Origin of the sequence: uncultured Pseudoteredinibacter sp. (genome assembly GCF_947502065.1) — a bacterium.
Classification (GTDB): Bacteria; Pseudomonadota; Gammaproteobacteria; order Pseudomonadales; family Cellvibrionaceae; genus Pseudoteredinibacter.
The window spans coordinates 25,747-50,248 of sequence record NZ_CANMYE010000010.1 but is presented as its reverse complement, the minus strand read 5'-3'; the positions used below and the strand labels follow the sequence as shown (position 1 = coordinate 50,248).

Here is a 24,502-nt window from a genome sequence, read left to right as displayed (position 1 = left end):
CGATTTGTAAAAAGGCCAATAAGAGCCGGATTAGCCTAAGCAAAATTAAGGAGCTAGCATGACATTTATCGTTGCCGACAACTGTGTGAAATGTAAACACACAGATTGCGTTGAAGTCTGCCCGGTAGACTGCTTTTATGAAGGCCCAAACTTTTTGGTAATTCACCCAGACGAGTGCATTGATTGCGCCCTGTGTGAGCCTGAGTGTCCAGTAGACGCCATCTTCTCTGAAGATGAAGTGCCAGAAGGTCAAGAGGTATACGTAGAGCTTAATGCAGAATTGGCTGAAGTATGGCCAAACATCACCGAGAAGAAAGACGCTCCGGCTGATGCCGAAGAGTGGGACGGTGTTGAAAACAAGCTGCAATATCTAGAACGCTAATTGTTTTCAAAAAAACCGGGAGCCGGAGCCAAGCGTTTTGCATAGGTTCTGGCTTCCGGTTTTTTTGTGCCCGAATTTTTATGGCAAACTACCCGCTACCAATTTTCACCCCCAGTATAAATATTAAGGACTGTATAAATGAGTAAGATTATTTTGGTTCGCCACGGTCAAGCAGCGGCTAGCTGGGGAGAAGAAACCGACCCGGGATTAAGTGAATTAGGTTTTGAGCAAGCCGACAATATTCGCCAATCACTCGCTCCATACCAAAGTTATAAAGTGCTCAGTAGCCCCAAGGCGAGAGCCATCGAAACAGCACAGACAGCCTTGCCTGAAGCACAGCTAGAGATTGATCCACGATTCACTGAAATCCCGTCTGGTGATCGCAGCCTGGCCGAACGTGGGCCTTGGTTAAAGCAGATTTTTAGGCAAAGTTGGACTGAACAGGAAGCTCAAGTAACACAGTGGCGGGCGGATATTTTGCGGGCTCTTAGCCAGCAACCACAAGACTCCATCGTGTTTTGTCATTTTGTGGTGATTAATGCGGTAGTTGCTGCTGCTCGTGATAATGAGCGAGTGATGCAATGTCGACCGGATTATTGCTCGATTTGGGAGTTTGATTGTTCTGAAAGCGGTATTGCCTTGCTTTCTGAAGGGCTCGAGGATCACAGTTTGGTGCTTTAAGTATCGTAGCTTCGATACAGGATACAGGGTCAGATCCCGAAAGATCCCTAGGGATCTGACCCCAGGTGATGGCACTAAGCTTTATGGCCTACCTTTCGTAAAGCGAAAGCTCAATTTTGGAATGATTTATTAGGACAGTGGAGCATTTGAGCTCTCGGCTTCAAAATGGGGTCAGATCCCTAGGGATCTGACCCCGTACCGTTGTTGGCATAAAAAAAGCCGCTCAAGAGCGGCTTTCAAGACGGTTACCTAGGAGTTTGAACGCTATCCTAGGGAGCCAAACAGGGCTTCTGAATTTAAGCCTTGTTGCTCTAAAATACCGCGTAGTCGCTTAAGTGCTTCTACTTGAATTTGGCGAACACGCTCGCGAGTTAGGCCAATTTCACGACCCACCTCTTCCAGCGTACTGGTTTCATGGCCACGCAAACCAAAACGGCGTGCTACCACTTCACGTTGCTTTTCTGTCAGTTCATCTAACCAAGAATCAAGGTTCTGGTGCAAATCACTGTTTTGTAGCAACATCGAAGGATCCGATACATGCTGATCAGGGATCGTCTCAGACAGTGTTTTCTCCGAGCTTGGTCCAACCGGATTATCGATCGAGGTTACCCGCTCATTTAAGCCCAGCATCTTTTCAACATCCGCTACTGGCTTATCAAGTAGCTTGGCGATCTCTTCTGGGCTGGGCTCGTGGTCTAACTTCTGGGTCAGTTCACGTGCAGCACGCAGATAAACATTCAGTTCTTTCACCACATGAATGGGTAAACGAATAGTTCTCGTTTGGTTCATAATGGCGCGCTCAATGGTCTGTCGAATCCACCAAGTCGCGTAGGTAGAAAAGCGGAAACCGCGCTCTGGGTCGAACTTCTCAACAGCTCGAATCAGGCCAAGGTTACCCTCTTCAATTAAATCTAATAACGCTAGACCGCGGCTTACATAGCGACGAGCGATCTTTACCACTAAGCGAAGGTTACTTTCTATCATGCGCTTGCGCGCGGCCTCATCGCCTTTAAGAGCGAGTCGCGAGAAGTACACCTCTTCTTCTGCGCTCAAAAGTGGAGAAAAACCAATCTCGTTGAGATACAACTGGGTAGCATCAAAGGTCTTATTGTCACGCTCATCTGCTGGCAGGCTGGTTAGGACCTCCCCTTCACTCGAACTTACGACTGATTCCAACTCTGCTTTACCAACATGTGATTCTTGATTCTGGACTGCCATGTCGATACCTGTACCTTATTATCTGATTTAGTATTTGTGGAATTCTTCTTCCACTCCTAAGACTCTGCAGTGCTCCCTTCCTGGGTAGCTAGCATTGCCCTGTGTCGCTCGGCAATGCTGGTCTTTACCTCTCCAAGTAACCCTTAACGCTTGGGTAAATAACTTAAAGGGTTAACTGATTTGCCGTCTTTTCGAATCTCGAAGTGCAACTTCATTCGATTAGCACCACTTGATCCTATGTCGGCAATTCTCTGCCCGGCTTTAACAATATCGCCTTCTTTTACTCGCAATTTATTATTGTGGGCATAGGCACTAAGGTATTGTTCATTGTGTTTGATGATCAATAGCAAGCCATAGCCACGCAATCCATTGCCTGCGTAAACCACACGGCCCGCAGCGGCAGAGACCACAGGCTCTCCCAAATTACCGGCAATATCAATACCCTTGTTTAAGCCGTTTGGCCCACTGAAGCGAGTCAGCAAGCGCCCTTTAGCTGGCCACTGCCAAGAAACTCTGCCAACCGTGGCCGATTTGCTTTTCTTAGTGGACTTAGGCTGTGTTTTTGTTTTTGAACGCGGCTTAACAGCGGCACCTGAATTAACCTTAGGGGTCGTTTTCTTCGTCTTGGGAGTTATGACAGCTTGTTTAACCCTAGGCTTTGAAGGGGCTTTTGAGGATGAACTACTTGATTTGGCAACAGCTTTTGGCGCTTTAGCGCTTAGATTGTCTGTCCAAAGTGATAATTTTTGACCTGGGTAAATCGTGTAAGGGCTTGATAAACCGTTGCGTTGCGCTATGGCTTTCACCGTTAGACCATAGCGCCAGGCGATTGTATACAATGTTTCGCCCTTGCTCACAACGTGATTTTCAATTCGTTGACTAGGCGGTTGTTTTCTTTCCTGAATAGGGGCAATATGCCCACCTGTTGAGCAGGCAAGCAAAAGCAGAGTGATCAATATATTGAACAGCCCCAACTTCACGGCTCTTCCCCTCCTAACGCAAAAGTTGTGATTTACTTCACTAAGAGCAGCACAACTCTTTCCAATTATTATGATTTTCTGTGATTAAACAGTTGGATCAATAACAAAACAATCTAAAAACAGGCTAGTAAAAATCCCCAAATTGAGTGCCAAACACGAGTTTTCCGAGATTCTTTGTTTTTAGTGATCGTTTTCACGATCAGATTTTTTGCTCGTTTTGCCCCCATTTTTCTAAAACCATCACTAGGAGCAAGCCTACAGCGCAAAAACAACCCGCCGCTAGGTAATGTGACGGCATACCTGTCAGCAATTCAAATTGCCCCGGCAATATGTTTTCCTGAGCGACAGGTACTTCAACACCTTTACTATTGATGCGGGAACTAATAATTTGCTTCCACGGCCAGATTAAGTTTAAAGATCCGAACAGAAAGCCCGTCAAACTGGCCATTGTCAGCGCTTTAAAACGGTGCAAAAGAAACGACAACACGTGGGAGAATGCGACAAGCCCCAAGCCAGCCCCTAGCGCAATTGTCGCCAGATTCATTAGCTCAAAGTTTTTTATAGCGTCAATGACTGGCTGGTAAAGCCCCAGCATTAACAAAATAAAGCCGCCGGAGATGCCTGGTAATATCATTGCACAAATTGCCAGCGCCCCCCCAGCAAATAGTACCAAAGTTGTTACTTCCAGCTCATTAACACCCATCTTAGAAACCCAGTAGGCCGCCGCCGCCCCTAATACTAAAGCTGCAGTTGTAGCCAAGCTATGTTCTGAGATTTGTCGCCATAACATAACCGCAGACGCTAAAATCAATCCAAAAAAGAAAGACCAAATAAAAATAGGGTAATGACTTAAAGCCGAACTGATCACTTTGGCCAGCGAAAAGACACTCAGAAAAATACCGCCAAAAACGGCCGCAAGGAAGGCGCCGTTCACCTCACGCCATACGCCTAAAGGGCCCTCTCTAAATAGAGTAAGTAATAAACTGGGTTTAATAGAGCGTAATGAATCGATAAGCTCAGTATAAATACCACTGATAAAGGCTACGGTTCCCCCTGATACCCCAGGAACCACATCGGCCGCCCCCATTGCCATTCCTTTAGCAATAAGGCTGAGGTATTGCCTCTTGCTACGGGCCGTCGCAACCTTAGGCATTAACCGTACCCGATTTCAAAGGCACAAACTTAACTGGCTCAAGAATCTGGGTAATAAAGTTATCGCTATCGCCATCTCGCATCACAAGGTGCAATTCCTGCTCTTCCCCCCCAATAGGGATCACTAACACCCCGTTTGGCGCAAGTTGAGCCAATAGATCCTTTGGCATTACCTGTGGAGCTGCAGCACTTAATATGGCGTTAAAAGGGCCCACTTCCGGCCACCCAAAGCCACCATCGGTATGTTTAAAACGCACATTGCGAATACCAAGATCCCATAGCCTTTGCTTCGCCTTGGCTTGCAACGGCTCGATACGCTCAACACTGTAAACCTGCTTAACCAATTGGGCCAAGACACTGGTTTGGAACCCGGAGCCTGTGCCCACTTCAAGCACCTTATCTAGGCTGCCTGCTGCTCCTAAAAGTACCTCGGTCATTCGTGCGACAATATAAGGTTGGGATAAGGTTTGACCAAAACCAATAGGTAAGGCGGTATCTTCATAGGCACGGTGCGAAAGCGCTTCATCTAAGAAAATATGGCGAGGGGTATTACGCATTACATCTAATACCTCCCAATTGGAGATACCCTGATCCATCAAACGCTGCACCAACCGCTCCCGGGTACGCTGGGAGGTCATCCCCAAGCCTTGCAATAAATTCTGGTTCACAAACTGTCCTTTCTAAAAACTCTTTCGCTGCTACCGGCTAAACCCAGCAATATACCATAGTTACCCTACTGTTCGACTAGTTCCGGCTGCTGTAGCTGACATAATTCTCGCAAAATCGATGTTGCATAAGCGCCTGGTGGCAACTTAAATTCCAAGCGCAGGTCACGGTCTTCAAACTGCCAGTTAAAATCAACGGGGCGCATCGCCAACAAGCGGCGATCCTGCCTTAGCCCTAGGTGCTCCAATCGTTCCTGCCAATTTTGCATCGGCGCTAGCAAGGCTTCTTCGAGCTCCAGAGCTGCAGCGCTACTTTCTAAGCGTCCGCGCCCCCACATAGGGCCTGAAGCCTTACCATCCAGCAGGCATTCACCCTCAAGCGAATCTAACCAGCTACCGCTCGCCACCCGCTCGCTCAGAACCAGGTTGAACAAATACGATCTCGCCGCAGAAACAATAAATTTTTTCTGCTGACGGTTGCGGATAGTTACACCCTCTTCGAACCACTGCACGGCGCGCTCTAAGTTTGCGCCATCAATACCAAAACGTTGCTCACCGAAATAATTAGGTACGGCTAAGCTTATCTGCTTTAAGCGCTCCTCTAGATCGGCAGCATCAACACTGAAATCGCGCAAACGAATAACAAAGCGATTATCAAGATGATCGCCGCGACGTAGTTTGCTGCGCCCCCTGCTGATCTCCAGTACTTCAGCGCCTTCTATATCCAGCGCTTTCCAATTCGGTTCTGCCCCTTTGGGCATATACAAGCTAAACCACTGTTCGGTAACGGCTCGTCGATCTTTCAGGCCGGCATAACCGACATCCATATTTTGGATACCCGCTGCCCTTGCTAACTGCTTGGCAATCCAAGCGGTATTATTATTGGTTTTACGAACGTACAAATACACATGTTCGCCCTCACCCTCTGGGGCTGAGGGCAATTGCTCATACACCTGAAAATCTTCAAATTCCGTACGAAAGCCTGCACTGCCGAGCGGCTCGCCATAGGCGTAGGCAAAATTTAAGTTTATCTCTGTCACATTACACTTCCGCGGCAACTTGCTGATCGTTAGCAGGCTGTTTTTCAATTAATACCGTAGCGTAGGCAGCAATACCTTCTTTGCGACCAGTAAAACCCAGCTTTTCAGTAGTGGTGGCCTTTACGTTGATATCAGCCAGGCCGCAGCCGCAATCTGCACTGATATTGGCGCGCATTGAGTCTATATGAGGGGCCATTTTGGGCGCTTGGGCGACGATGGTCATATCGGCATTGACCAATTGATAAGACATCGCCGTCAACTTGGCGACAACATGACGCAACAATTCACGACTATCAATACCTTTAAACTGCGGGTCTGTATCTGGAAAATGCTTACCTATATCGCCCAATGCCGCCGCACCTAAAAGAGCATCACAAAGGGCATGCAGTAATACATCGCCGTCGGAGTGTGCTTTTAAGCCTTTATCATAATCGATGCAAACACCACCTATAACGATATGATCTTTGTAGGGTTCACTATCTTCAAAGGCATGAACATCATAGCCCTGCCCTATTCTAATCGCTGTTGTTGTTCTATTCGCTGTTGTTGTTCTATTCGCTGTGGGCACTTTATTTGACACAGTGGCTCCTGAAGATGCCATCAAAACTCTGCTAACTTGCAGTTTGACGACTCAATATAAATTGCGCCAGAGCTAAATCTTCTGGCCGGGTAATTTTAATATTATCGCTGGGGCCGGGCACAACTTTGGCCACCTGGCCTGCCCATTCAATGGCGCTGGCTTCATCGGTAATTGCGACATTCTGGGCTAAGGCGTTTTGCAAACTTTCTCGCAATAGCTCAAAGCGAAACATCTGTGGGGTTTGCGCTTGCCAAAGCGCACGGCGATCAATGGTTTGCTGGATGTGATTATCACTGGCCACACGCTTAATCGTATCGCTCACAGGGTTCGCTAAAATTCCCCCTACCGCATCGTCAGCCAAGCTTTCAATGAGAGCTTGCAGGCTTTCTGGCCGTAAACATGGCCGGGCCGCATCATGCACCAACACCCAATCATTGGGCTGAATATTGCTACTTTGATCCACCGCCATTGCCTGTAGAGCGTTGAGCACCGAGTCAGCTCGCTCGCTACCGCCATCAACCCTTTGCACCTTAGGGTGTTTGCTAATGTCTAGCTCGGCCCAAAAACGATCATGCTCTGCGATAGCAACATAAACCCCGGCAATCTGCGGATTAACGAGTAGCTTTTCTAGGCTATGTTCAATAACGGTCTTATTATTTAAGGAGAGGTATTGCTTGGGTCGATCACTGGCCATGCGAGAGCCAATGCCTGCTGCGGGTATAACAGCCCAAAATTGGGGGTTACTCATGAATCCTTGGGCTCCACCACCATATAGAAGGTTTCCCCTTCCTTAATCATGCCCATATCATTGCGCGCCTTTTCTTCAATGGCTTCATTGCCTTTGCGCAACGCTTCAACCTCAACCTCTAACAGTTTATTACGCTGCTGTAGACGCTCATTAGTCTGCTCTTGCTGCTCAAGCTCCCGCTCTAAGCGGGCAATATGCGCATAGCTGCCTTCGCCTACCCACAAACGGTACTGCAGCCCCAATAAGAGCAACAGCAGCAATATGCTTATCCATTTGATGGCTTTCACGGGTTAAGGCCTTTAGGTTCAACAATTGAAAGAATAGAGATTAAACAGTTTTCAGCACACTGTGAATAGCCATAAAGCACAATCGGCCAGCCCGCTAGGCGAACTGACCGATCGATTAGGCCTGCTTAAGACAAATCGTAGAGCGATTAAGCCTTAAATTCAGCGCGGCCACGATAAGGGGCATTTTCGTTTAGCTCGGCTTCAATGCGTAGCAAACGGTTATACTTAGATACGCGATCGGAACGACACAAAGAACCCGTCTTGATTTGACCGGCCGCAGTAGCAACCGCCAAGTCAGCAATCGTAGTATCTTCAGTTTCACCAGAGCGGTGAGAAATAACCGCCGTATAACCAGCGTCCTTGGCCATCTTAATGGCATCTAGGGTTTCACTCAAAGAGCCAATCTGATTAAACTTGATCAAGATAGAGTTAGCAATCGACTTATCGATGCCTTCTTTCAAGATCTTAGTATTGGTTACAAATAGATCGTCACCAACTAGCTGTACGCGCTCGCCCAACTTCTCAGTCTGGTACTTCCAACCATCCCAGTCAGATTCATCCTGACCATCTTCAATAGAAATAATGGGGTAGTCATCACATAGGCCCGCTAGGTAATCACTGAAACCGGCGGCGTCATACACTTTGCCTTCGCCAGCAAGATCGTATTTACCGTCTTTGTAAAATTCAGAGGCCGCGCAATCCAAAGCTAGGGTTACATCTTCACCCAGTTTGTAACCGGCCGCTTCAGTCGCTTCTTTAATAACAGCCAAAGCATCGGCGTTAGAGGCCAAGTTAGGTGCAAAACCACCTTCATCACCAACGGCTGTGTTCAAGCCCTTTGCACTCAAAACTTTCTTTAGTTGATGGAAAATCTCAGCACCTACCTGCAAAGCTTCGGTGAAACTCTTGGCGGCTACTGGCTGCACCATAAATTCTTGAATATCAACATTGTTGTCAGCGTGCTCACCACCGTTAATGATGTTCATCATTGGCACTGGCATGCTGTACTGACCAGACGTGCCGTTAACGTCGGCAATGTGCTGGTACAGTGGAATATTTTTATCGGCAGCGGCCGCCTTCGCAGCAGCAAGAGAAACCGCCAAAATCGCGTTCGCACCGAAGTTCGCTTTGTTTTCTGTACCATCAGCTTTGATCATCGCGTCATCTAAAGCGCGTTGATCAGCAACATCCATACCGACGAGCAATTCTTTAATCGGACCATTAACATTGGCCACGGCTTTTAACACACCCTTGCCCAAATAGCGGCCTTTGTCGCCATCACGAAGCTCAAGTGCTTCACGAGTTCCGGTAGAGGCACCAGAAGGTGCACAGGCAGTGCCTACAATGCCGCTTTCCAGTACGACATCGGCGTTAACCGTTGGGTTGCCTCGGCTATCCAGTACCTCAAAGGCTTTAATATCAACAATCTTAGTCATAGCTAAAGATGCTCCTGCTATAGGTGTGTATCAGTTTTAAACGAATTATTTATCTCAAATATCTGAACAGTAATGCTTATTCAATGTCCAGCTTGGGTAGAGATTTTACCAAGTCATCGACGGCTTTCATTTGAGCCAAAAAGGGCTCCAATTTATCCAAAGGCAGAGCCGAAGGACCATCGCATTTTGCTTGATCAGGGTTGGGGTGAGCTTCTAAGAATAAGCCACCCAACTCAAGGGACATACCCGCACGGCCTAACTGCGCAACCTGGGCACGGCGACCGCCAGAAGCAGCCCCCATAGGGTCACGACACTGAAGGGCGTGGGTAACATCAAAAATAATCGGGGCGCCATTACTGACTTCTTTCATAGTCTCAAAGCCCAGCATGTCTACCACTAAGTTGTCGTAACCATGACAGGCGCCACGCTCACACAGCATGACCTGCTCATTACCGCATTCACGAAACTTTTCGACAATATTTTTCATCTGCGGCGGGCTAAGAAACTGCGGTTTTTTAACATTAATTACCGCACCTGTTTTGGCCATGGCTTCCACCAAATCTGTCTGACGAGCCAAAAATGCGGGCAGCTGAATGACATCACAAACTTCAGCCACAGGCGCGGCCTGATGAACTTCGTGCACATCGGTAATTACCGGTACGTTGAAAGTCTTTTTAACTTCTTCGAAGATTTTCAGACCTTCTTCCATGCCCGGGCCACGGAAAGAGTGAATCGATGAGCGATTAGCCTTATCAAAAGATGCTTTAAAAACATAAGGAATCGACAACTTCTGACAAACACTGACATAGTGCTCAGCGATGCTCATCGCCATGTCACGCGATTCCAAAACATTCATGCCGCCAAACAAAACAAACGGCAAATCGTTGGCCACTTTAATGCCGTGACCTGGCAGTTCAATCACTTGCTGCTGCATAGCAAACCTTATTTATTGCCGGCAGCCTTATTGGCGGCCTGAATATAGCTGGTGAACAATGGGTGACCATCACGTGGGGTAGAAGTGAATTCCGGGTGGAATTGACAGGCCACAAACCAAGGATGATCTTCGATCTCAACCACTTCCACCAACTCATCATCAGCAGACCAGCCGCCAATTTTTAAACCCGCACTCTGCAAACGCTCGACGTAGTTGTTGTTCACCTCAAAGCGATGACGATGGCGCTCTACTACCAGCTCGCTGCCATAAATTTCAGCAACTTTAGAAGATTTTTCTAGACGACACTCTTGACCACCTAAGCGCATGGTACCGCCTAGATCAGCGTTTTCGTCACGACGCTCCACTGAGCCTTCTTCATTGATCCACTCAGTGATTAGACCGACAACTGGATCGGGAGTGTTCGGGTCAAACTCGGTACTGTTGGCATTTTTTAAGCCAAGCACATTGCGGGCAAACTCAATCACTACCGATTGCATACCCAAGCAGATACCTAAATAAGGAATTTTATTTTCGCGGGCGTGGCGAACGGCCATTAACTTACCTTCCAAACCGCGCTCACCGAAACCACCAGGTACTAAAATGGCATCAGCGCCATCCAATAAACCTAAGCCCTGCTGCTCTACATCCTCAGCATTAATGTAGTTCACCTTCACTTTTGTACGGGTGTGAATACCGGCGTGCTCAAGAGATTCATTCAATGACTTATAAGCATCCAGCAAGTCCATATATTTGCCAACCATGGCGACAGTTACTTCGCGCTCTGGGTTTAGCTTGCCATCAATAACACTGTCCCACTCGGAAAGATCGGCTTCTGGCTGATCGGCCAAGCCGAATTTTTCTAAGATAATGTTATCCAAGCCCTGTGACTTCAACAAACCAGGAATACTGTAGATAGTGTCAGCATCCGGTAGCGGCACAACAGCGCGCTGCTCTACGTTAGTGAACAGTGCGATCTTGCGGCAGGAATCTTCATCGATCATGCGCTCTGAGCGACACAGTAAAACATCAGGCTGCAAGCCGATAGAACGCAACTCTTTTACGGAATGTTGGGTAGGCTTGGTCTTGGTCTCACCGGCGGTGGCGATATAGGGTACCAATGTAAGGTGAACCAATTGGGCCCGGCTGCTGCCTAGCTCAACCTTTAACTGTCGAACGGATTCCAAGAACGGCTGTGATTCAATATCACCTACCGTACCGCCGATTTCCACTAAGGCCACATCGACGTCTTTGCCGCCTTCCATTACGCGGCGTTTAATTTCATTGGTGATATGGGGGATCACCTGAACGGTACCGCCTTGATAATCACCACGACGCTCTTTCTTCAGCACTGTTTCGTATACACGACCAGTGGTGAAGTTATTACGCTTACTCATGCGACCACGAATAAAACGCTCGTAGTGGCCAAGGTCAAGATCGGTTTCGGCGCCATCTTCGGTAACGTAAACCTCACCATGCTGAAACGGGCTCATCGTGCCCGGATCAACGTTAATGTATGGATCCAACTTGAGGATGGTCACTTTTAGGCCGCGAGCCTCTAGGATGGCAGCTAGCGATGCCGAAGCAATGCCCTTACCCAAAGAAGAAACAACACCACCGGTGACAAATATAAAACGCGTCATGCAAAAGCCCTGAAATTTGCAGTCAGTACAGAAAAATTAGGTGGAGAATCGCTTTTGAACCGACAATAGACATGTGCCCTCGGCGAATTGGCCAAGGTCTAAACATGCTTTATACGGGTTTCAAGAACGCTCTCAAGATGGGACGCCAGATTACCAGAAAGTCCCTCGGGACTCAATTGAGAAGTTAAGACTAATTACATGCGCGGCAGCTCAGCAAGGGAGGGATTTGGGGGCTAATTTTACCAATAAAAGCAGCCAGTTCCCGGCGAATCAGCCAAGGTGGCGCCAAATTACACGGCAATAACGGCTTTCTGCCATGGATTGACAATAAACTCGCCCCTCCTGCTCTACCCAAAGATCGCCCACCGCTAAGAGCTTATCTTGCCAAGTGATAAACGGCACATGTGCTCGAAGCCAAGCTTCGAGCTTCGCCTCTTGCAACAGCTTCTTTATGGTTTGTGAGTGCCTGCGCCCTTTCGGCTTTGCTCTTTTAAAGCGGTTCCGATAGTGCAGATCCACTGTTTCTGGAAGCCATACGCCGGGCTCTTCCAGTGGGACTTCCTCAGCAAGCAGTTGCCAGCCCTTTCCTAAATCTAGCGCAGTATTCGTATTCCAAGAATCCGGCAACAAGCTTGGTAACTCGCTCCGCGGCCAATAATGTAGGCGGCCCTGATGGTGGGCAAAGCTGCAAGCCCCCGAGTGCAACAAGGCCTCGCTATCACCTCGCTTAGGGCGCAGCAGCTGCTCATCAAGCTCCGCCAAAAAAGCGCGGCTGGGCATAGCAAACCCTACATGCTGCATGGAGGCACGAATTAGCTGAAATTGCTCAGCCCGCCCCAAGACTGAGATACGTTGCAAACATAAGCTAAAACCTAGGCGCTCCGCACGCCAATCACAAGCTGCCAACTGCTGTTCTTGGTAAAGCTGTAGCTGAGCCTCTGACTCAGCGCACAGACGACTGCTCGCCGCCCAACGTTCTTGAAAGTTCGGCCAACGCTCATGCAGCAGCGGCAAGACCTGATTGCGCAAAAAATTACGATCAATGCGGTTATCTTGGTTGCTTGGATCTTCTACCCAAGCAAGGTTTAGTGCCTCAGCACAGCCCTCTAGCTGCTGCCTTGGTAGGTCTAAAAGCGGGCGAGCCAACAAGCCAACGGATAAACTCCGAACTGCTGGGATACTCGCCAAGCCTTTCGGTCCGGCCCCTCTCATTAAACGTAATAACAGTGTTTCTGATTGATCATCTTGATGATGGGCCTGCAATAAGACATCGCCATCGATCATAAACTGTTCAAACACTTGGTAACGCGCAGCTCTGGCTGCCGCCTCTAAACCACCGGCGGTCTTGATCGTAGATTCACTCAGCGCAACCTTCTGCTGACAAAGTTCCACCCCCAATTCCTGGCACTGAGCTTGGCAATGCGACGCCCAACTATCCGCCAATTCAGACAGGCCATGATTAACGTGAATAGCTTTCAGAACACGATCACCCAACAAGCCTTCATTGCGAAGCCCAACGGCAGCGTGCAACAACACACTGGAATCTAGCCCTCCAGAATAAGCGATACAGAGATTTGAACACTCTCGCCATTGCGATTCACTGAGCAAAGCTTGCAGCGTATCAATGCAATGTTGTGATAGTTCTTCGATCGAGCCTTTTGTCAACATAGGTCTATTCTAATTAAATATCTTCCAAGCGCATTAAACCTCAAAGTACTACAGAGGCCAACTGGCAACAGCCAATGTGATAAAGGTTTAAGGAGGATGTACAATTCGAGCAACTGGCGATAAGCCACAAGGACTTTAGTAGAAGACTATGACTAGAAACATCGAAAAAACCGCCGCACCTTGTGGCAGCTGGCAATCACCGATCAATGCATCTCTACTCGTTGCCGATAGCGTGCGCCTTAGCGAGCCACGGCTGGACAAAAATTATAATTACTGGCTAGAAGGAAGACCCCAAGAAAAAGGTCGCTCTGTTTTGGTTCGCGCACACAAGGATACACCTACAAAGCGCGAAGATTTAACACCAGCAACCTTCAGTGTACGCAGCAACTGCCATGAATATGGCGGCGCCAGCTACTGCCTTGCCGGCGAACAGTTATACTTTGTAAACGCTAGAGATCAAGATATCTACCGGCTTTGTTTGCAAAGCATGACGAGCAAACGTATTACCCGCCAAGAGCATACTCGCTTTGCCGATTTGCTATGGGACCAAAGACGCAATTGCCTTATCGCCGTAGCCGAGGAGCACTCGGCGACCGAAGAACACGCCGAGCCCGAAAACCGCATCGTAAAAGTAACCATTAGCAGCAACGAACTTGGGCAATGCAGTACATTATTTAGCGGCGCTGATTTTTATTCTAACCCCAGCTTAAGCCCTAATGGCGAGCAGCTCAGCTATTTATGCTGGCGCCACCCAGATATGCCCTGGGATGCCACCGAGTGCTACATTGCCGATCTTGATAAGGACGGAAATATTCTTAAGCAACAGCAAATCTCAGCAAGAGATTTATCGAGCGATTACACCAGAGGCGAATCCATTTTTCAGCCCAGTTTTGGCCCAGATGGAAATTTATATTTTGTCTCGGATACGAGTGATTGGTGGAATCTATACCGCTACGACATAAACACAAAAACACTAAGAAACCTTCACAGGCTCGATGCCGAATTTGCTACACCGCAGTGGGTGTTTGGCATGAGCTGCTATAGCTTCATAGATGCTGAAAATATTATTTGCTGTTATACCCAGCAAGGTCGCTGGCAATTAGCGACTATCAACATCGCAAGTGGAAACCTCGACAAGATCGAAAGCCCCGATTCAGAAAACCCCTATGACGATATATCCATGGTCAATAGCGCCGCTGGCCGCAGCTTGTTTTTTGCCGCCAATAGCCAATGCGCAAGTCAATTGATGCAATGGCAAAATGGCGAAATGACTGAGGTTTGCCGCAGCAGTAATAGCGACATTGATCCTAGCTTTATCTCAACCCCCAAGGCTTTAAGCTTTGCCGCCGGCTCTGAAATTGCGCATGGCTTTTACTATGCTCCCTGCAATCCACAATTTCAGCCCTTAGCTGGAGAAAAGCCCCCATTAATAGTCCTTTGCCACGGCGGGCCAACAGGAGCTACTGAAACAGCGCTAAACGTAAAAATTCAATTCTGGACTAGCCGTGGCTTTGCGGTATTTGATGTAAATTATCGCGGCAGCACCGGCTATGGTCGTAACTATCGCGACAGCTTAAAAGGCCAATGGGGCATCAAAGATGTGGAGGATGTTTGTGCCGCAGCTGATCACCTTGTTAAGCAAGGGCTCGCCGACCCCAAACGTCTATGCATAAAAGGCGGCAGCGCTGGTGGCTATACTGTACTAGCAGCATTAACCTTTGCCGATAGCTTTGCCGCCGGCGCCAGCCATTACGGAATTGGCGACTTAGAAACCTTGGCGCGGGACACCCACAAATTTGAGGCTCGCTATTTAGATTCTATGATTGGTCCTTATCCTGAAGATAAAGCCATTTATCAAGCACGCTCGCCAATTAATCATGTAGATCGGCTCAATTGCCCAGCAATATTTTTCCAAGGCCTAGAAGATAAAGTGGTACCACCTAATCAAGCCGAAGCTATGTTAGAAGCACTCAACAATAAAGGCATGCCAGTAGCCTATGTTCCCTTTGCCGGCGAGGGCCATGGCTTTCGCAGTGCCAAGGCTATTGTGACGGCTTTAGAGGGTGAATTGTATTTTTATAGCCAATTGTTTGATTTCACAAGCGAAGGCTTGCAAGACGATTCCATCACAGCGGTCGACATTCTTAACTTAGCATCTGCACCCGAGAGGCTTGAGTAATGGGGCGCTGGCGACCACCAAGCCGAAAAGGCTCACCCTATATCACTCGCGAAGGCGCCGATGCCTTACAAGCAGAACTTAGCCAGCTTTGGAAAGTGGAGCGCCCAGAAGTGACCAATGTGGTGCATGAAGCGGCAAAAAACGGCGACCGATCCGAGAATGGTGATTATATATACGGCAAGCGCCGCCTTAGGGAGATTGATCGCCGAGTACGTTTTTTAAGTAAACGCTTGGATGAGCTTACCATTGTCGATAGAGCCCCTGCTGAGCGAGACAAGGTATTCTTTGGTGCTTGGGTAACACTGGAAGACGAAGACGGCGAGGAGCAACGCTTTCGGATTGTTGGCCCCGATGAGTTTAATGTCGCCGAAGGAAAACTCAGCATGGATTCCCCACTCGCAAAAGCCATGCTGGGGAAAAAACTTGATGATGAAGTTGTACTGAGAAAGCCCGAAGGCGAAGAGTTATTCTATATTGTTGCCATCGATTACGAGTAATTGATAGCTCGCAACAAAGTGACTCTCGATTCCCAACTCTCAATAAGCCAATAAAAAATAGCGCTTAATGTTACATTAAGCGCTATTTTTTCATGCGATCAAAGAGCCTATTAAGGCAGACTATTCAACTAGCGTAGCAAATATTAATTGCTAGAGGACTTCGCCGCCTTTGCTAGATCTTTTGCTTTCTTCTTCGCTTTTGACTTAGACTTTTTCTTAGTCTCAGCCTTAGCTTTGGCTAGCTCAGCTTTAGATTTTGATTTACTTTTCGCTTTGCTCTTGGCTTTACTTACGGCGGCTTCTGACTTCTTGCTGGCCGACTTTTTTGTATCTTTGGCAGTGGCTGAAAGTTTGCTCTTTGCTTTGCCAGCACTGGCACGGCAGTAGCCTTTCACTTGTTTGCCATCTTTACGCTTGTAGCCATCTACCCATTTGCAGCTACTGCTTTTACCACAAGCGGATTGGCTCTGGCCTTTACAGTCTTTGGCATAACCCCAAGAGCTAAGAGAGAGTGCCAAAACGGCCACCAAAGTTGTCATTAATGTTTTCATAGTTACGTTCCTTTTTGCTGTGCGCGGTTTACGGTGTGAGCAAGACTCATCATATATTGGGCCGACTACGATGCTAGAGCCATTAGTATTAACTGTAACTGAATCATACCTATGGCGCTAAGACGCGAGGAATTCAAAAAGAATATTCTGGGGCAGGATGATGAATTTAGATTTGACTTTGCGCCAATTGACTGAGAAATAGCTTGTTGAAGCCCCATTGCTCGGCAAGCGCGGACCATAAATCCAAGGGCGGCTCACCCTCTTGCCCCGAGTCAGCCCCTGGCTCTTGTTTTTTGAGATCATGCTGGGAAAGACTATAAACCTGACTGGCATAAACCGCTAACATTAAGGTGCTAGCTAAGCTGTCATCATTGGGGGTTTTGAGGTTTGAAGTACCGGACGCTTGCTGAAACTCTGCAAAAATACACAGCTGTTCTAACAACTCCCGCGGCATTGGCCAATCAGAAACAATCTCTGCACTTAATGTGGCCGCAAAATCTAAGCAGGCCTCAGCGATTTGAGGTTTATTTACAGCGCTATTTTTAACTTGGCTGTATTTAATAAACTCATTCGACAAAGTGATATAGCCTAAGCCCTGACACAAACCTAACAAATAAGCTAAAAAACCATCTTGGCCATTAATGCGTGCCAACTCCTCGGCAATCATCGCTGTGCGTACACTGTATTGCCATGCCGCATTACTTTGGTTTTCCCCAACAGCTTGGCTACGTTTTGCGATGGGTTTCAATAGCGCCTCACAGACCACACGTCGTAATCCATCCAGGCCCAAACTCACCACGGCCTGCTCAATACTTTGATCCGACATCCCACTTGGGCGATAAACGGCGCTATTGGCAATTTGCAGCACCGAGGCCAACAAAGCCGCATCTTGTTTGATTAAAGCGACACAATCGCGAGCCGCTGTATCGGGGTCGCGCAGCGCACGCATCAGCTTAGGTAAAACGGTGGGCAGCCGGGGCACCGCAGCTTGACGATATTGCTCATTTAACAGCTTATCTTTTAGCGGCTTTGGCACATTTGCCGATAGCTTCAGCTCTGCATCAAGCTGCAGCCAAACTTTAAGAAAACGCTGTTCGATCTCTAGTTGAGTTAAGCCATCCAGTAATGCTAAGCGATGAAAAGAAGCATTGTTAACAGCAGGCTGCTGCAACTTTGGCAAAGCAAGCGATTCAGCTTCCGCCTTTGGCTCGCTGAACATGGTTAATATTTTTGCCCAAAGCCCCATACTGCGTCCTTTCCTACTAATGAACCCACCCTACTTTTTAAGGGCAGTCACGCTATAAACCCATTCAAACACTGGATTGACCAAGCCGTTACAGCACCGATATAGTAAGGCCCAAAATACTATAACCGCTGGTTTCGTGCCGTTTAGGCTAGTTCAAGAATCGCTATTTAGCAAAGTCGACCCTCAAGAATAAGAACGAAGCGCCAGCACTGTGAGAGCACCCCATGCAATATTGGCAAGACATTCCCCAAGGCCAGAGCTATCGCGCCGGCCCTATTGTTCTTCATAAAAAGGACATTTTAGAATTTGCAGCACAATTCGATCCCCAGCCTTTTCATCTGAGCAGCGAAGCGGCCGACGAGTCTATTTTCGGTGGCCTTTGTGCCAGTGGCTGGCAGGTTTGCGCATTGATGATGCGCTTGCTGGCCGATACGCTTAACGACAATGATATTCAAGCCTTAGGCTCACCTGGGGTTGAACAGTTGCGCTGGTTAAAACCCGTATACGCTGATGATGAGTTATCCGCCGATATTAAAGTGAGCGGAAAAACAGAGCATGCTGAGTACGGAGATTTGCTCTGCGAGATCAGTGTCTTTAATCAAGATAAAAAATGCGTAATGAGTTTAAGCAGCCCGATCATGGTGGCTTTTAATCCGGCAGGAGGCCAGCAATGAGCGAGCAATTAGTCTTTCGCAGCCGTTGGTTTGAAGATATTCCCGTTGGCGAATTCCATGTCTTTGGCAGCCATACTTTTGGTGAAAAAGAAATTATCGACTTTGGCAAACGCTATGCGCCACAGCCCTACCACACCGACCCTGAAGCCGCTTTAGATACACGCTACAGAGGTTTAGTTGCGTCGGGCTGGCACATCAGTGCGATCTGGATGAAGCTGATGGTGAGCTATATGGAACGCTTCGCCACAGGCGTTCGAGACGGCCGCCGTAATGGTGCTGGGGTAGGATTTCAGAATATGAAATGGATAAAGCCCGTGCGGCCAGGCCATACCTTAACCTACACCTATGAGATTATCGAAAAGCTCGACAAGGTGGTGCGGGGACAATGGGGAATTATCCGCAGCCGCAACGAGGCCTACAATCAATACGGCGAACTCGTCTTCACCTTCGAAATCGACATCCTAGCCGAGCTCAACCCCGAAAACAGAAGCTAAGCAAACGGGCAAAACACCGGGGTCAGAACCCATGGGTTCTGACCCCATTCGAAGCCCAAATGCTATCGTTCCCCACACGCTTTAAACTCCACCAAAGCAAACCCTCAGCGGCAAATCTCAACACCGTGCAGAAACCCGGGGTCAGAACCCATGGGTTCTGACCCCATTCGAAGCCGAATTACTATCCTCCCCCCACAGGCCTTAAACTCCACCAAAGCAAAGCCCCAGCGGCAATCACCAACACTGTGCAGAAGCCCGGGGTCAGAACCCATGGGTTCTGACCCCATTCGAAGCCACCAGCCTTACATCACCTCGCCGCCGGCCACAGCAATGGCCTGCCCAGTGATAGAGGCACTATTCGCCCGGCACAACCACAGCACCGTATCCGCCACTTCCTCTGGCTGAATCAAACGGCCTTGCGGATTGCTCTTAGCTAATTCAGCACGAGCCTCATCTTCACTGCGCCCAGTCTTATCCATAATGGTCTTAATGGAATCACGAACCAGCTCGGTTTCCGTATAACCAGGGCAAACAGCATTCACCGTAATACCATGCTGAGCCGTCTCTAGTGCCAAAGCTCGAGTCAGCCCTAATACTCCATGCTTAGCCGCCACATAGGCAGAAACATAACCATAACCCTTCAAAGCTGCCGTACTGGCGATATTGATGATACGCCCAGCTTTGGCTGGACGCATATCAGCAATAGCTTCCTGACAGCAAAAGAACACACTATCAAGGTTCACCCCCATCATCTGACGCCAAGTTCCATGATCCATCTTATGGAAGGGCGCCGTGGCCGCCTGCCCCGCATTATTGATAAGCACATCGATGGTTCCAAAGCCTTCACGCGCCTTCGCAAAACCCGTACTCACGGCCTCAGGGTCCATAACATCAACCGCCACACACTGCGCCTGCGCCAGACCTTCAGCCTTTTGCTCCAGCCCAGCAAGGCTGCGCCCCATTAGGGTAATTTTGGCGCCCTCAGCGGCCAAAGCGTCGACGATAGCGGCACCAATACCTTTCGATGCCCCAGTCACTACTACATGCTTATCTTTTAAACTCATAATGCCTTCTACAGTATTTCCAATTGCGTCGATATTTGCGTCTTTTAGCAAACAAGATTGCTCTTTAATCGCGGCTTTTTCGCTCGCTCTCGATATTTAAACCCTTACTTTGCGGCAATTGGGCTCAAATCACCCTATTTACTGACAATTTCAACCAATCTTGCCCCAGGCTCTTGATTAAAACCATACAAACTATTACTTTACTTGTAAATATCTTCCATATTAATTTATTCCGCTCGGCTGCCTTATTTAGAAAACCAAAACAGCAATAAGTCAGCGAGCTGCAATAACGAGACGTATTAGAGAGGGCACCATGATTCGAGACGCCAACCGCTTTGATCCAAGCCAATACCAGCCAGAGCACTTCCTTTGGAGTTATAGCGAAGGCGTAGCCACCATCACCCTAAATATCCCAGACCGTAAAAACCCGCTGACCTTCCAATCCTATGCCGAGCTGCGCGATCTGTTTCGCGATCTGGTCTATGTTGATGATGTTAAAGCTGTGGTGATGACCGGCGCTGGGGAAAACTTCTGCTCCGGTGGTGATGTGCACGACATCATTGGCCCACTGACCAAAATGGATATGCGTGGCCTACTGGATTTCACCCGTATGACTGGTGATCTCGTTAAAGCCATGCGCGCCTGCCCTCAGCCGATTATTGCTGCTATCGATGGTATTTGCGTAGGTGCTGGCGCCATTATCGCCATGTCTTCTGATTTCCGTTACGGCACCGAGCGCACTAAAACCGGCTTCCTATTTACCCGCGTTGGCCTTGCCGGCTGCGACATGGGCGCCTGTGCGATTTTGCCGCGCATCATTGGTCAAGGTCGCGCAGCCGATCTTCTGTATACCGGTCGCATGATGAGCGCCGACGAAGGTGAGCGTTGGGGTTTCTTTAATCGCTTAGTTGCGCCAGAAGAGGTTTTGCAAACCGCCCAAGATATGGCACATAGCCTCTTACAAGGCCCAACCTTTGCCCATGGTATTACCAAAACCATGCTGCATCAGGAATGGAATATGAGCATTGATCAAGCCATCGAAGCTGAAGCTCAAGCGCAAGCGATCTGTATGCAAACCGAAGATTTCACCCGCGCTTACAACGCTTTTGTTGCAAAAGAAAAGCCGGTATTTGAAGGCAACTAAAATAAAAATGCAGCTCTGAAACTTTGCAGCTATTAGACAATAGCAACGCTGAAACTAGTAAGTGTTTGAAGTAAATAGAGCTGCCTTTAGGAGTAAACCATGAGTGATAAATCCTATTTAAACTGGCCCTTTTTAGAGCCAAAGCATCGCGAGCTGGCAGAAACCCTAGATGCTTGGGCGGCGGAAAATATCGATAGCAACCCGCACCCAGGACCAGATGTTGATGACGAATGTAAAGAGCTGGTACAAAAACTGGCTGAAGGTGGTTGGTTAAATTACGCCGTTGCCCTGCGCAGTGAAGGTCAAAAACTTGATGTGCGCTCACTGTGTTTAATTCGTGAAACTCTGGGCCGCTATTCTGGCTTAGCGGATTTTGCTTTTGCCATGCAAGGCCTTGGCAGCGGCTCCATCAGCTTATTCGGCAGTGATGCCCTACAGCAGGAATATTTAAGCGCTGTACGTGAAGGTAAGAAGATCGCGGCTTTTGCACTTACCGAACCAGACGCTGGCTCCGATGTTGCCGCTATGAGCACCACTGCCGAAGACGCTGGCGATCATTACATCGTTAATGGTGAAAAAACCTTTATCTCCAATGGCGGCATTGCCGATTACTATGTGCTATTTGCACGCACTGGAGATGCCGGTGCCAAAGGCATCAGCGCGATGATTCTCGATGCGGATACCGAAGGCCTTGAAATTGCCGAGCGCATTCAAGTCTGTGCACCGCATCCTCTCGCCCGCCTCAAAATGACGAATTGTAAAATTCCTAAGAGCAAGTTACTGGGTAATGAAGGTGAAGGCTTTAAGATCTCGATGGCAACCCTTGATGTATTCCGCTCTACTGTGGGCGCCGCATCCTTAGGTTTCGCTCGCCGCGCTCTAGATGAAGCAATTGCGCGCACCACCAGCCGTGAATTGTTTGGTGCCCCAATGGCCGACTTGCAGCTGGTACAAACTCAGCTGGCCGAAATGGCTTTGGATATTGATGCCTCCGCGCTGCTCATTTACCGCGCCGCTTGGACCAAAGACTGCGTTGCCGAACGGGTAACACGCGAAGCCGCCATGGCCAAACTATATGCCACAGAAGCTTCCCAAAAAGCGATCGACACTGCGGTTCAATTATTTGGTGGTCTAGGTGTCACCGTCGGCATGCCAGTCGAAGAGCTTTATCGCGAAGTGCGCGCACTACGTATCTACGAGGGCGCATCAGAAGTGCAAAAGCTCATCATCGCCAAACAGACATTAATGAACGAAGGCCACTAAGGCTCAAAATAATTACAAATAGGTATCCATATGGAATTTTTACAGCCAGAAAATTGGGTTAAACCTAAAGGTTATGCCAATGGCGTCGCCGCCCAGGGCCGCATGGTGTTTACCGGTGGTTTAATCGGTTGGGATGAAAATGAAAACTTCCCCAGCGACAACTTTGCCGAGCAGGTTCACCAAACCTTTAAAAATATCGTAGCGGTTTTGGCCGAAGCCGATGCCAAGCCAAGCGATATTACCCGCTTAACTTGGTATATCACCGATAAGCAGGCTTATCTTTCTTCATTAAAAGAGATTGGCGCCGCCTATCGCGATTGCTTCGGCCGTCATTTCCCAGCCATGGCCGTGGTGCAAGTCGCCGCGCTTATGGAAGATGAAGCCATGGTAGAAATCGAAGCTACCGCCGTGGTTGAAGATTAACGTTTTATTTGCACAACCCTCAAAAATCTAAGATTTCTAGCACTCTTCGCAGCGGTCTAAAAGGGATTTAGGCCGCCTTTTTACCCCTAGAAAAGCCATTTTATCTGTTACATATATGCCAAGAAGTTGGGCAAGCTTCGGGACGTTTTGGATTCGACAAAGACTCCACAAACTCTCTGTCGTTTAGAATTCTTACACTATGACCAGCCGAGAATTTTTCCACATTTACCCTCAATTTTGACAGCCACTCCCCCAAATCAATATGCCTCACTTCAGCTTCTGGAGCCCCTGTAGCCTCCAAAGAAAAATACAGGTCTTCAGCAAATAGAATATTGTCTTTGGGCAATAACGTCACCATATGATTTGCCACATGGGGGTTTTCAAACTCAGCTAATAGCAGCCTACCTTCAGCAATTGATTTTTGCTCAACAAATGATTGATAACGCGATTGGGGGAGCTTGCTACTGAGTAGAGAATCAACTACCTCTAGAGCTTTTGCTGAGCCAATAAATGTCGCGCCAAGATCAGCGGCCTCTTGCATGCCACCAAGGTGATCATAATGATGGTGACTTACGATTTGATAAGCGAGCGGCTTGTCGCTTTTCAGTGTCGCCTGCAGGGCTTCAAAACGTTCACCCAACCCTTGGTATCCCCCTACTCCATAAAAACTATCTCCTACCTCTACAAATAGAGAAAAACCAACAGATTTACCCACATGGTAAACCCCTTCAGCAAGCTTCTGTATTTGCATCTCTTGTGGCATAACTTGCGCAACGGTTTTTGCAGCCTTATAGGAAACTGGCAACTCAAATACCTCATCCGGTACTTTGGCTGCTAACAGCTCTCGTTTCACCGAGATATTACGAATATTGCCGCCTGCGGCAACCTGCAATTGCTCTGCAAACCTTAAGCCCCGGGTAATTTGGTGGTGGCCAAACTGAAACTGCTGCTTACGCCCATCAACCGTCAGGCTCACAATGTCCCCCGTTAAGCTGATATTAAAACTCAGGCCTGAGAAGCCAGTAGCAGAAAAACGCGCTTGGTAACCATCTTTGGCATAGAAACTTTGCTCTTGGATATTACTCAACTTATCGGGATACAAGCTAATAAGCTTGGCCCAAAAGATATCCATACGATAAGGAAGGCCACCAGCGATATTGCTAAAGCCTCTTTTGATAGTACTAAACTCCTTGGCATTATCATCCAGGGAATAAGCACCCTTTTCATTCAACAACTGATGCTGATAAAAAGCCTGCTGATCGTGCTCGCCTTGATAGCGCAAAACCATCTTCTGATGCTGAAAATCTATCAGCAGCTCGGCGTCATTATTCTTCGCCTCTTCAATACCGGGGTAAAAACTTTGCTCTTTATCGATTCGGATATAGCGATCGCGCAACCAAAGCTGATTAAGTTGCACAAGCTTGTCGCCGCCGTATCGTTTAGTGACCAACTCAGAAAGTGTTTCGGAATCGATGCTGGCATAGCTAGAAATACTAAAATTAGCCGCAAGCAAAGCTGCGGCTAACAAAAATCTGTGAATCATGATGCGTCTCCTA

25 protein-coding genes are annotated in these 24,502 nt (G+C 48.2%); 9 read left to right on the top strand and 16 right to left on the bottom strand.

The window, feature by feature from the left end:
• Nucleotides 1-58 precede the first annotated feature (58 nt).
• Nucleotides 59-382, top strand: coding sequence for a ferredoxin FdxA (gene fdxA / locus Q1A41_RS17970; protein ID WP_166848450.1), 324 nt, complete (start codon nucleotides 59-61; stop codon nucleotides 380-382).
• A gap of 138 nt (nucleotides 383-520) precedes the next feature.
• Entirely contained in the window at nucleotides 521-1,063 is a 543-nt protein-coding gene (locus tag Q1A41_RS17965; RefSeq protein ID WP_299981805.1) for a phosphoglycerate mutase family protein, read from the top strand.
• 264 nt (nucleotides 1,064-1,327) lie between these two features.
• On the opposite strand, the gene rpoS is transcribed toward Q1A41_RS17965, so the two are convergent.
• From rpoS to tilS, 12 genes are all read right to left on the bottom strand, one after another.
• Entirely contained in the window at nucleotides 1,328-2,281 is a 954-nt protein-coding gene (gene rpoS, locus Q1A41_RS17960; protein ID WP_299981802.1) for an RNA polymerase sigma factor RpoS, read from the bottom strand.
• Nucleotides 2,282-2,424: 143 nt separating this feature from the next.
• Complete coding sequence (locus tag Q1A41_RS17955; RefSeq protein WP_299981799.1) at nucleotides 2,425-3,261, bottom strand: peptidoglycan DD-metalloendopeptidase family protein; 837 nt, start codon at nucleotides 3,259-3,261, stop codon at nucleotides 2,425-2,427.
• Between the two features lie 199 nt (nucleotides 3,262-3,460).
• A complete protein-coding gene (locus Q1A41_RS17950; protein WP_299981796.1) occupies nucleotides 3,461-4,414 on the bottom strand; it encodes a DUF368 domain-containing protein in 954 nt (317 codons plus the stop codon).
• Nucleotides 4,407-5,051: a protein-L-isoaspartate(D-aspartate) O-methyltransferase gene (locus Q1A41_RS17945; RefSeq protein ID WP_299773635.1), complete on the bottom strand. Its 645-nt coding sequence runs from the start codon at nucleotides 5,049-5,051 to the stop codon at nucleotides 4,407-4,409. The genes Q1A41_RS17950 and Q1A41_RS17945 overlap by 8 nt, the downstream gene beginning before the upstream one ends.
• A 95-nt stretch (nucleotides 5,052-5,146) precedes the next feature.
• A complete protein-coding gene (locus tag Q1A41_RS17940) occupies nucleotides 5,147-6,118 on the bottom strand; it encodes a tRNA pseudouridine(13) synthase TruD (RefSeq protein WP_299981793.1) in 972 nt (323 codons plus the stop codon).
• A 1-nt stretch (nucleotide 6,119) separates the two neighbouring features.
• Entirely contained in the window at nucleotides 6,120-6,638 is a 519-nt protein-coding gene (gene ispF / locus Q1A41_RS17935; RefSeq protein WP_299981861.1) for a 2-C-methyl-D-erythritol 2,4-cyclodiphosphate synthase, read from the bottom strand.
• Nucleotides 6,639-6,729: 91 nt separating this feature from the next.
• A complete protein-coding gene (gene ispD / locus Q1A41_RS17930) occupies nucleotides 6,730-7,446 on the bottom strand; it encodes a 2-C-methyl-D-erythritol 4-phosphate cytidylyltransferase (RefSeq protein WP_299981790.1) in 717 nt (238 codons plus the stop codon).
• Complete coding sequence (gene ftsB / locus Q1A41_RS17925; protein WP_299773639.1) at nucleotides 7,443-7,724, bottom strand: cell division protein FtsB; 282 nt, start codon at nucleotides 7,722-7,724, stop codon at nucleotides 7,443-7,445. Before ftsB ends, ispD begins: the two co-directional genes overlap by 4 nt.
• A gap of 155 nt (nucleotides 7,725-7,879) precedes the next feature.
• Complete coding sequence (gene eno / locus Q1A41_RS17920) at nucleotides 7,880-9,169, bottom strand: phosphopyruvate hydratase (protein WP_299981787.1); 1,290 nt, start codon at nucleotides 9,167-9,169, stop codon at nucleotides 7,880-7,882.
• Nucleotides 9,170-9,245: 76 nt separating this feature from the next.
• Nucleotides 9,246-10,103, bottom strand: a complete 858-nt coding sequence (gene kdsA / locus Q1A41_RS17915) for a 3-deoxy-8-phosphooctulonate synthase (protein WP_299981784.1) — start codon at nucleotides 10,101-10,103, stop codon at nucleotides 9,246-9,248.
• 8 nt (nucleotides 10,104-10,111) lie between these two features.
• Nucleotides 10,112-11,743: a CTP synthase gene (locus Q1A41_RS17910; RefSeq protein WP_299981781.1), complete on the bottom strand. Its 1,632-nt coding sequence runs from the start codon at nucleotides 11,741-11,743 to the stop codon at nucleotides 10,112-10,114.
• A gap of 270 nt (nucleotides 11,744-12,013) precedes the next feature.
• The gene (tilS, locus tag Q1A41_RS17905; RefSeq protein WP_299981779.1) at nucleotides 12,014-13,411 is read right to left on the bottom strand and encodes a tRNA lysidine(34) synthetase TilS; all 1,398 of its coding nucleotides are present in this window, start codon (nucleotides 13,409-13,411) and stop codon (nucleotides 12,014-12,016) included.
• A 148-nt stretch (nucleotides 13,412-13,559) separates the two neighbouring features.
• Between tilS and Q1A41_RS17900 the strand changes: the two genes are divergently transcribed.
• Nucleotides 13,560-15,590: a S9 family peptidase gene (locus Q1A41_RS17900; RefSeq protein WP_299981776.1), complete on the top strand. Its 2,031-nt coding sequence runs from the start codon at nucleotides 13,560-13,562 to the stop codon at nucleotides 15,588-15,590.
• On the top strand, nucleotides 15,590-16,087 hold the full coding sequence (greB, locus tag Q1A41_RS17895; protein WP_299981773.1) for a transcription elongation factor GreB: 498 nt from the start codon (nucleotides 15,590-15,592) through the stop codon (nucleotides 16,085-16,087). The genes Q1A41_RS17900 and greB overlap by 1 nt, the downstream gene beginning before the upstream one ends.
• 143 nt (nucleotides 16,088-16,230) lie before the next feature.
• On the opposite strand, the gene Q1A41_RS17890 is transcribed toward greB, so the two are convergent.
• Nucleotides 16,231-16,638 carry a hypothetical protein gene (locus tag Q1A41_RS17890; protein WP_299981770.1) on the bottom strand — a complete coding sequence of 136 codons (408 nt, stop codon included), beginning with the start codon at nucleotides 16,636-16,638 and terminating at the stop codon, nucleotides 16,231-16,233.
• Nucleotides 16,639-16,804: 166 nt separating this feature from the next.
• A complete protein-coding gene (locus Q1A41_RS17885; protein WP_299981767.1) occupies nucleotides 16,805-17,884 on the bottom strand; it encodes an HDOD domain-containing protein in 1,080 nt (359 codons plus the stop codon).
• A 224-nt stretch (nucleotides 17,885-18,108) separates the two neighbouring features.
• Between Q1A41_RS17885 and Q1A41_RS17880 the strand changes: the two genes are divergently transcribed.
• Together Q1A41_RS17880 and Q1A41_RS17875 are read left to right on the top strand one after the other, a co-directional pair.
• A complete protein-coding gene (locus tag Q1A41_RS17880; RefSeq protein WP_299981764.1) occupies nucleotides 18,109-18,558 on the top strand; it encodes a MaoC/PaaZ C-terminal domain-containing protein in 450 nt (149 codons plus the stop codon).
• Nucleotides 18,555-19,052, top strand: coding sequence for a MaoC/PaaZ C-terminal domain-containing protein (locus Q1A41_RS17875; protein WP_299981761.1), 498 nt, complete (start codon nucleotides 18,555-18,557; stop codon nucleotides 19,050-19,052). The genes Q1A41_RS17880 and Q1A41_RS17875 overlap by 4 nt, the downstream gene beginning before the upstream one ends.
• 302 nt (nucleotides 19,053-19,354) lie before the next feature.
• Here the strand turns inward: Q1A41_RS17875 and Q1A41_RS17870 are convergent, their stop codons facing one another.
• On the bottom strand, nucleotides 19,355-20,167 hold the full coding sequence (locus Q1A41_RS17870; RefSeq protein ID WP_299981757.1) for an SDR family NAD(P)-dependent oxidoreductase: 813 nt from the start codon (nucleotides 20,165-20,167) through the stop codon (nucleotides 19,355-19,357).
• Between the two features lie 262 nt (nucleotides 20,168-20,429).
• Between Q1A41_RS17870 and Q1A41_RS17865 the strand changes: the two genes are divergently transcribed.
• From Q1A41_RS17865 to Q1A41_RS17855, 3 genes are all read left to right on the top strand, one after another.
• Nucleotides 20,430-21,260 (top strand): enoyl-CoA hydratase family protein, encoded by an 831-nt coding sequence (locus tag Q1A41_RS17865; protein ID WP_299981754.1) that lies wholly within the window; start codon nucleotides 20,430-20,432, stop codon nucleotides 21,258-21,260.
• 99 nt (nucleotides 21,261-21,359) lie between these two features.
• The gene (locus Q1A41_RS17860) at nucleotides 21,360-22,523 is read left to right on the top strand and encodes an acyl-CoA dehydrogenase family protein (RefSeq protein WP_299773263.1); all 1,164 of its coding nucleotides are present in this window, start codon (nucleotides 21,360-21,362) and stop codon (nucleotides 22,521-22,523) included.
• 30 nt (nucleotides 22,524-22,553) lie between these two features.
• Nucleotides 22,554-22,946: a RidA family protein gene (locus Q1A41_RS17855; protein WP_299773265.1), complete on the top strand. Its 393-nt coding sequence runs from the start codon at nucleotides 22,554-22,556 to the stop codon at nucleotides 22,944-22,946.
• Between the two features lie 100 nt (nucleotides 22,947-23,046).
• Here Q1A41_RS17855 and Q1A41_RS17850 read toward each other — a convergent pair whose 3' ends face one another.
• Nucleotides 23,047-24,489 carry a hypothetical protein gene (locus Q1A41_RS17850; protein WP_299981751.1) on the bottom strand — a complete coding sequence of 481 codons (1,443 nt, stop codon included), beginning with the start codon at nucleotides 24,487-24,489 and terminating at the stop codon, nucleotides 23,047-23,049.
• Nucleotides 24,490-24,502: the final 13 nt, after the last annotated feature.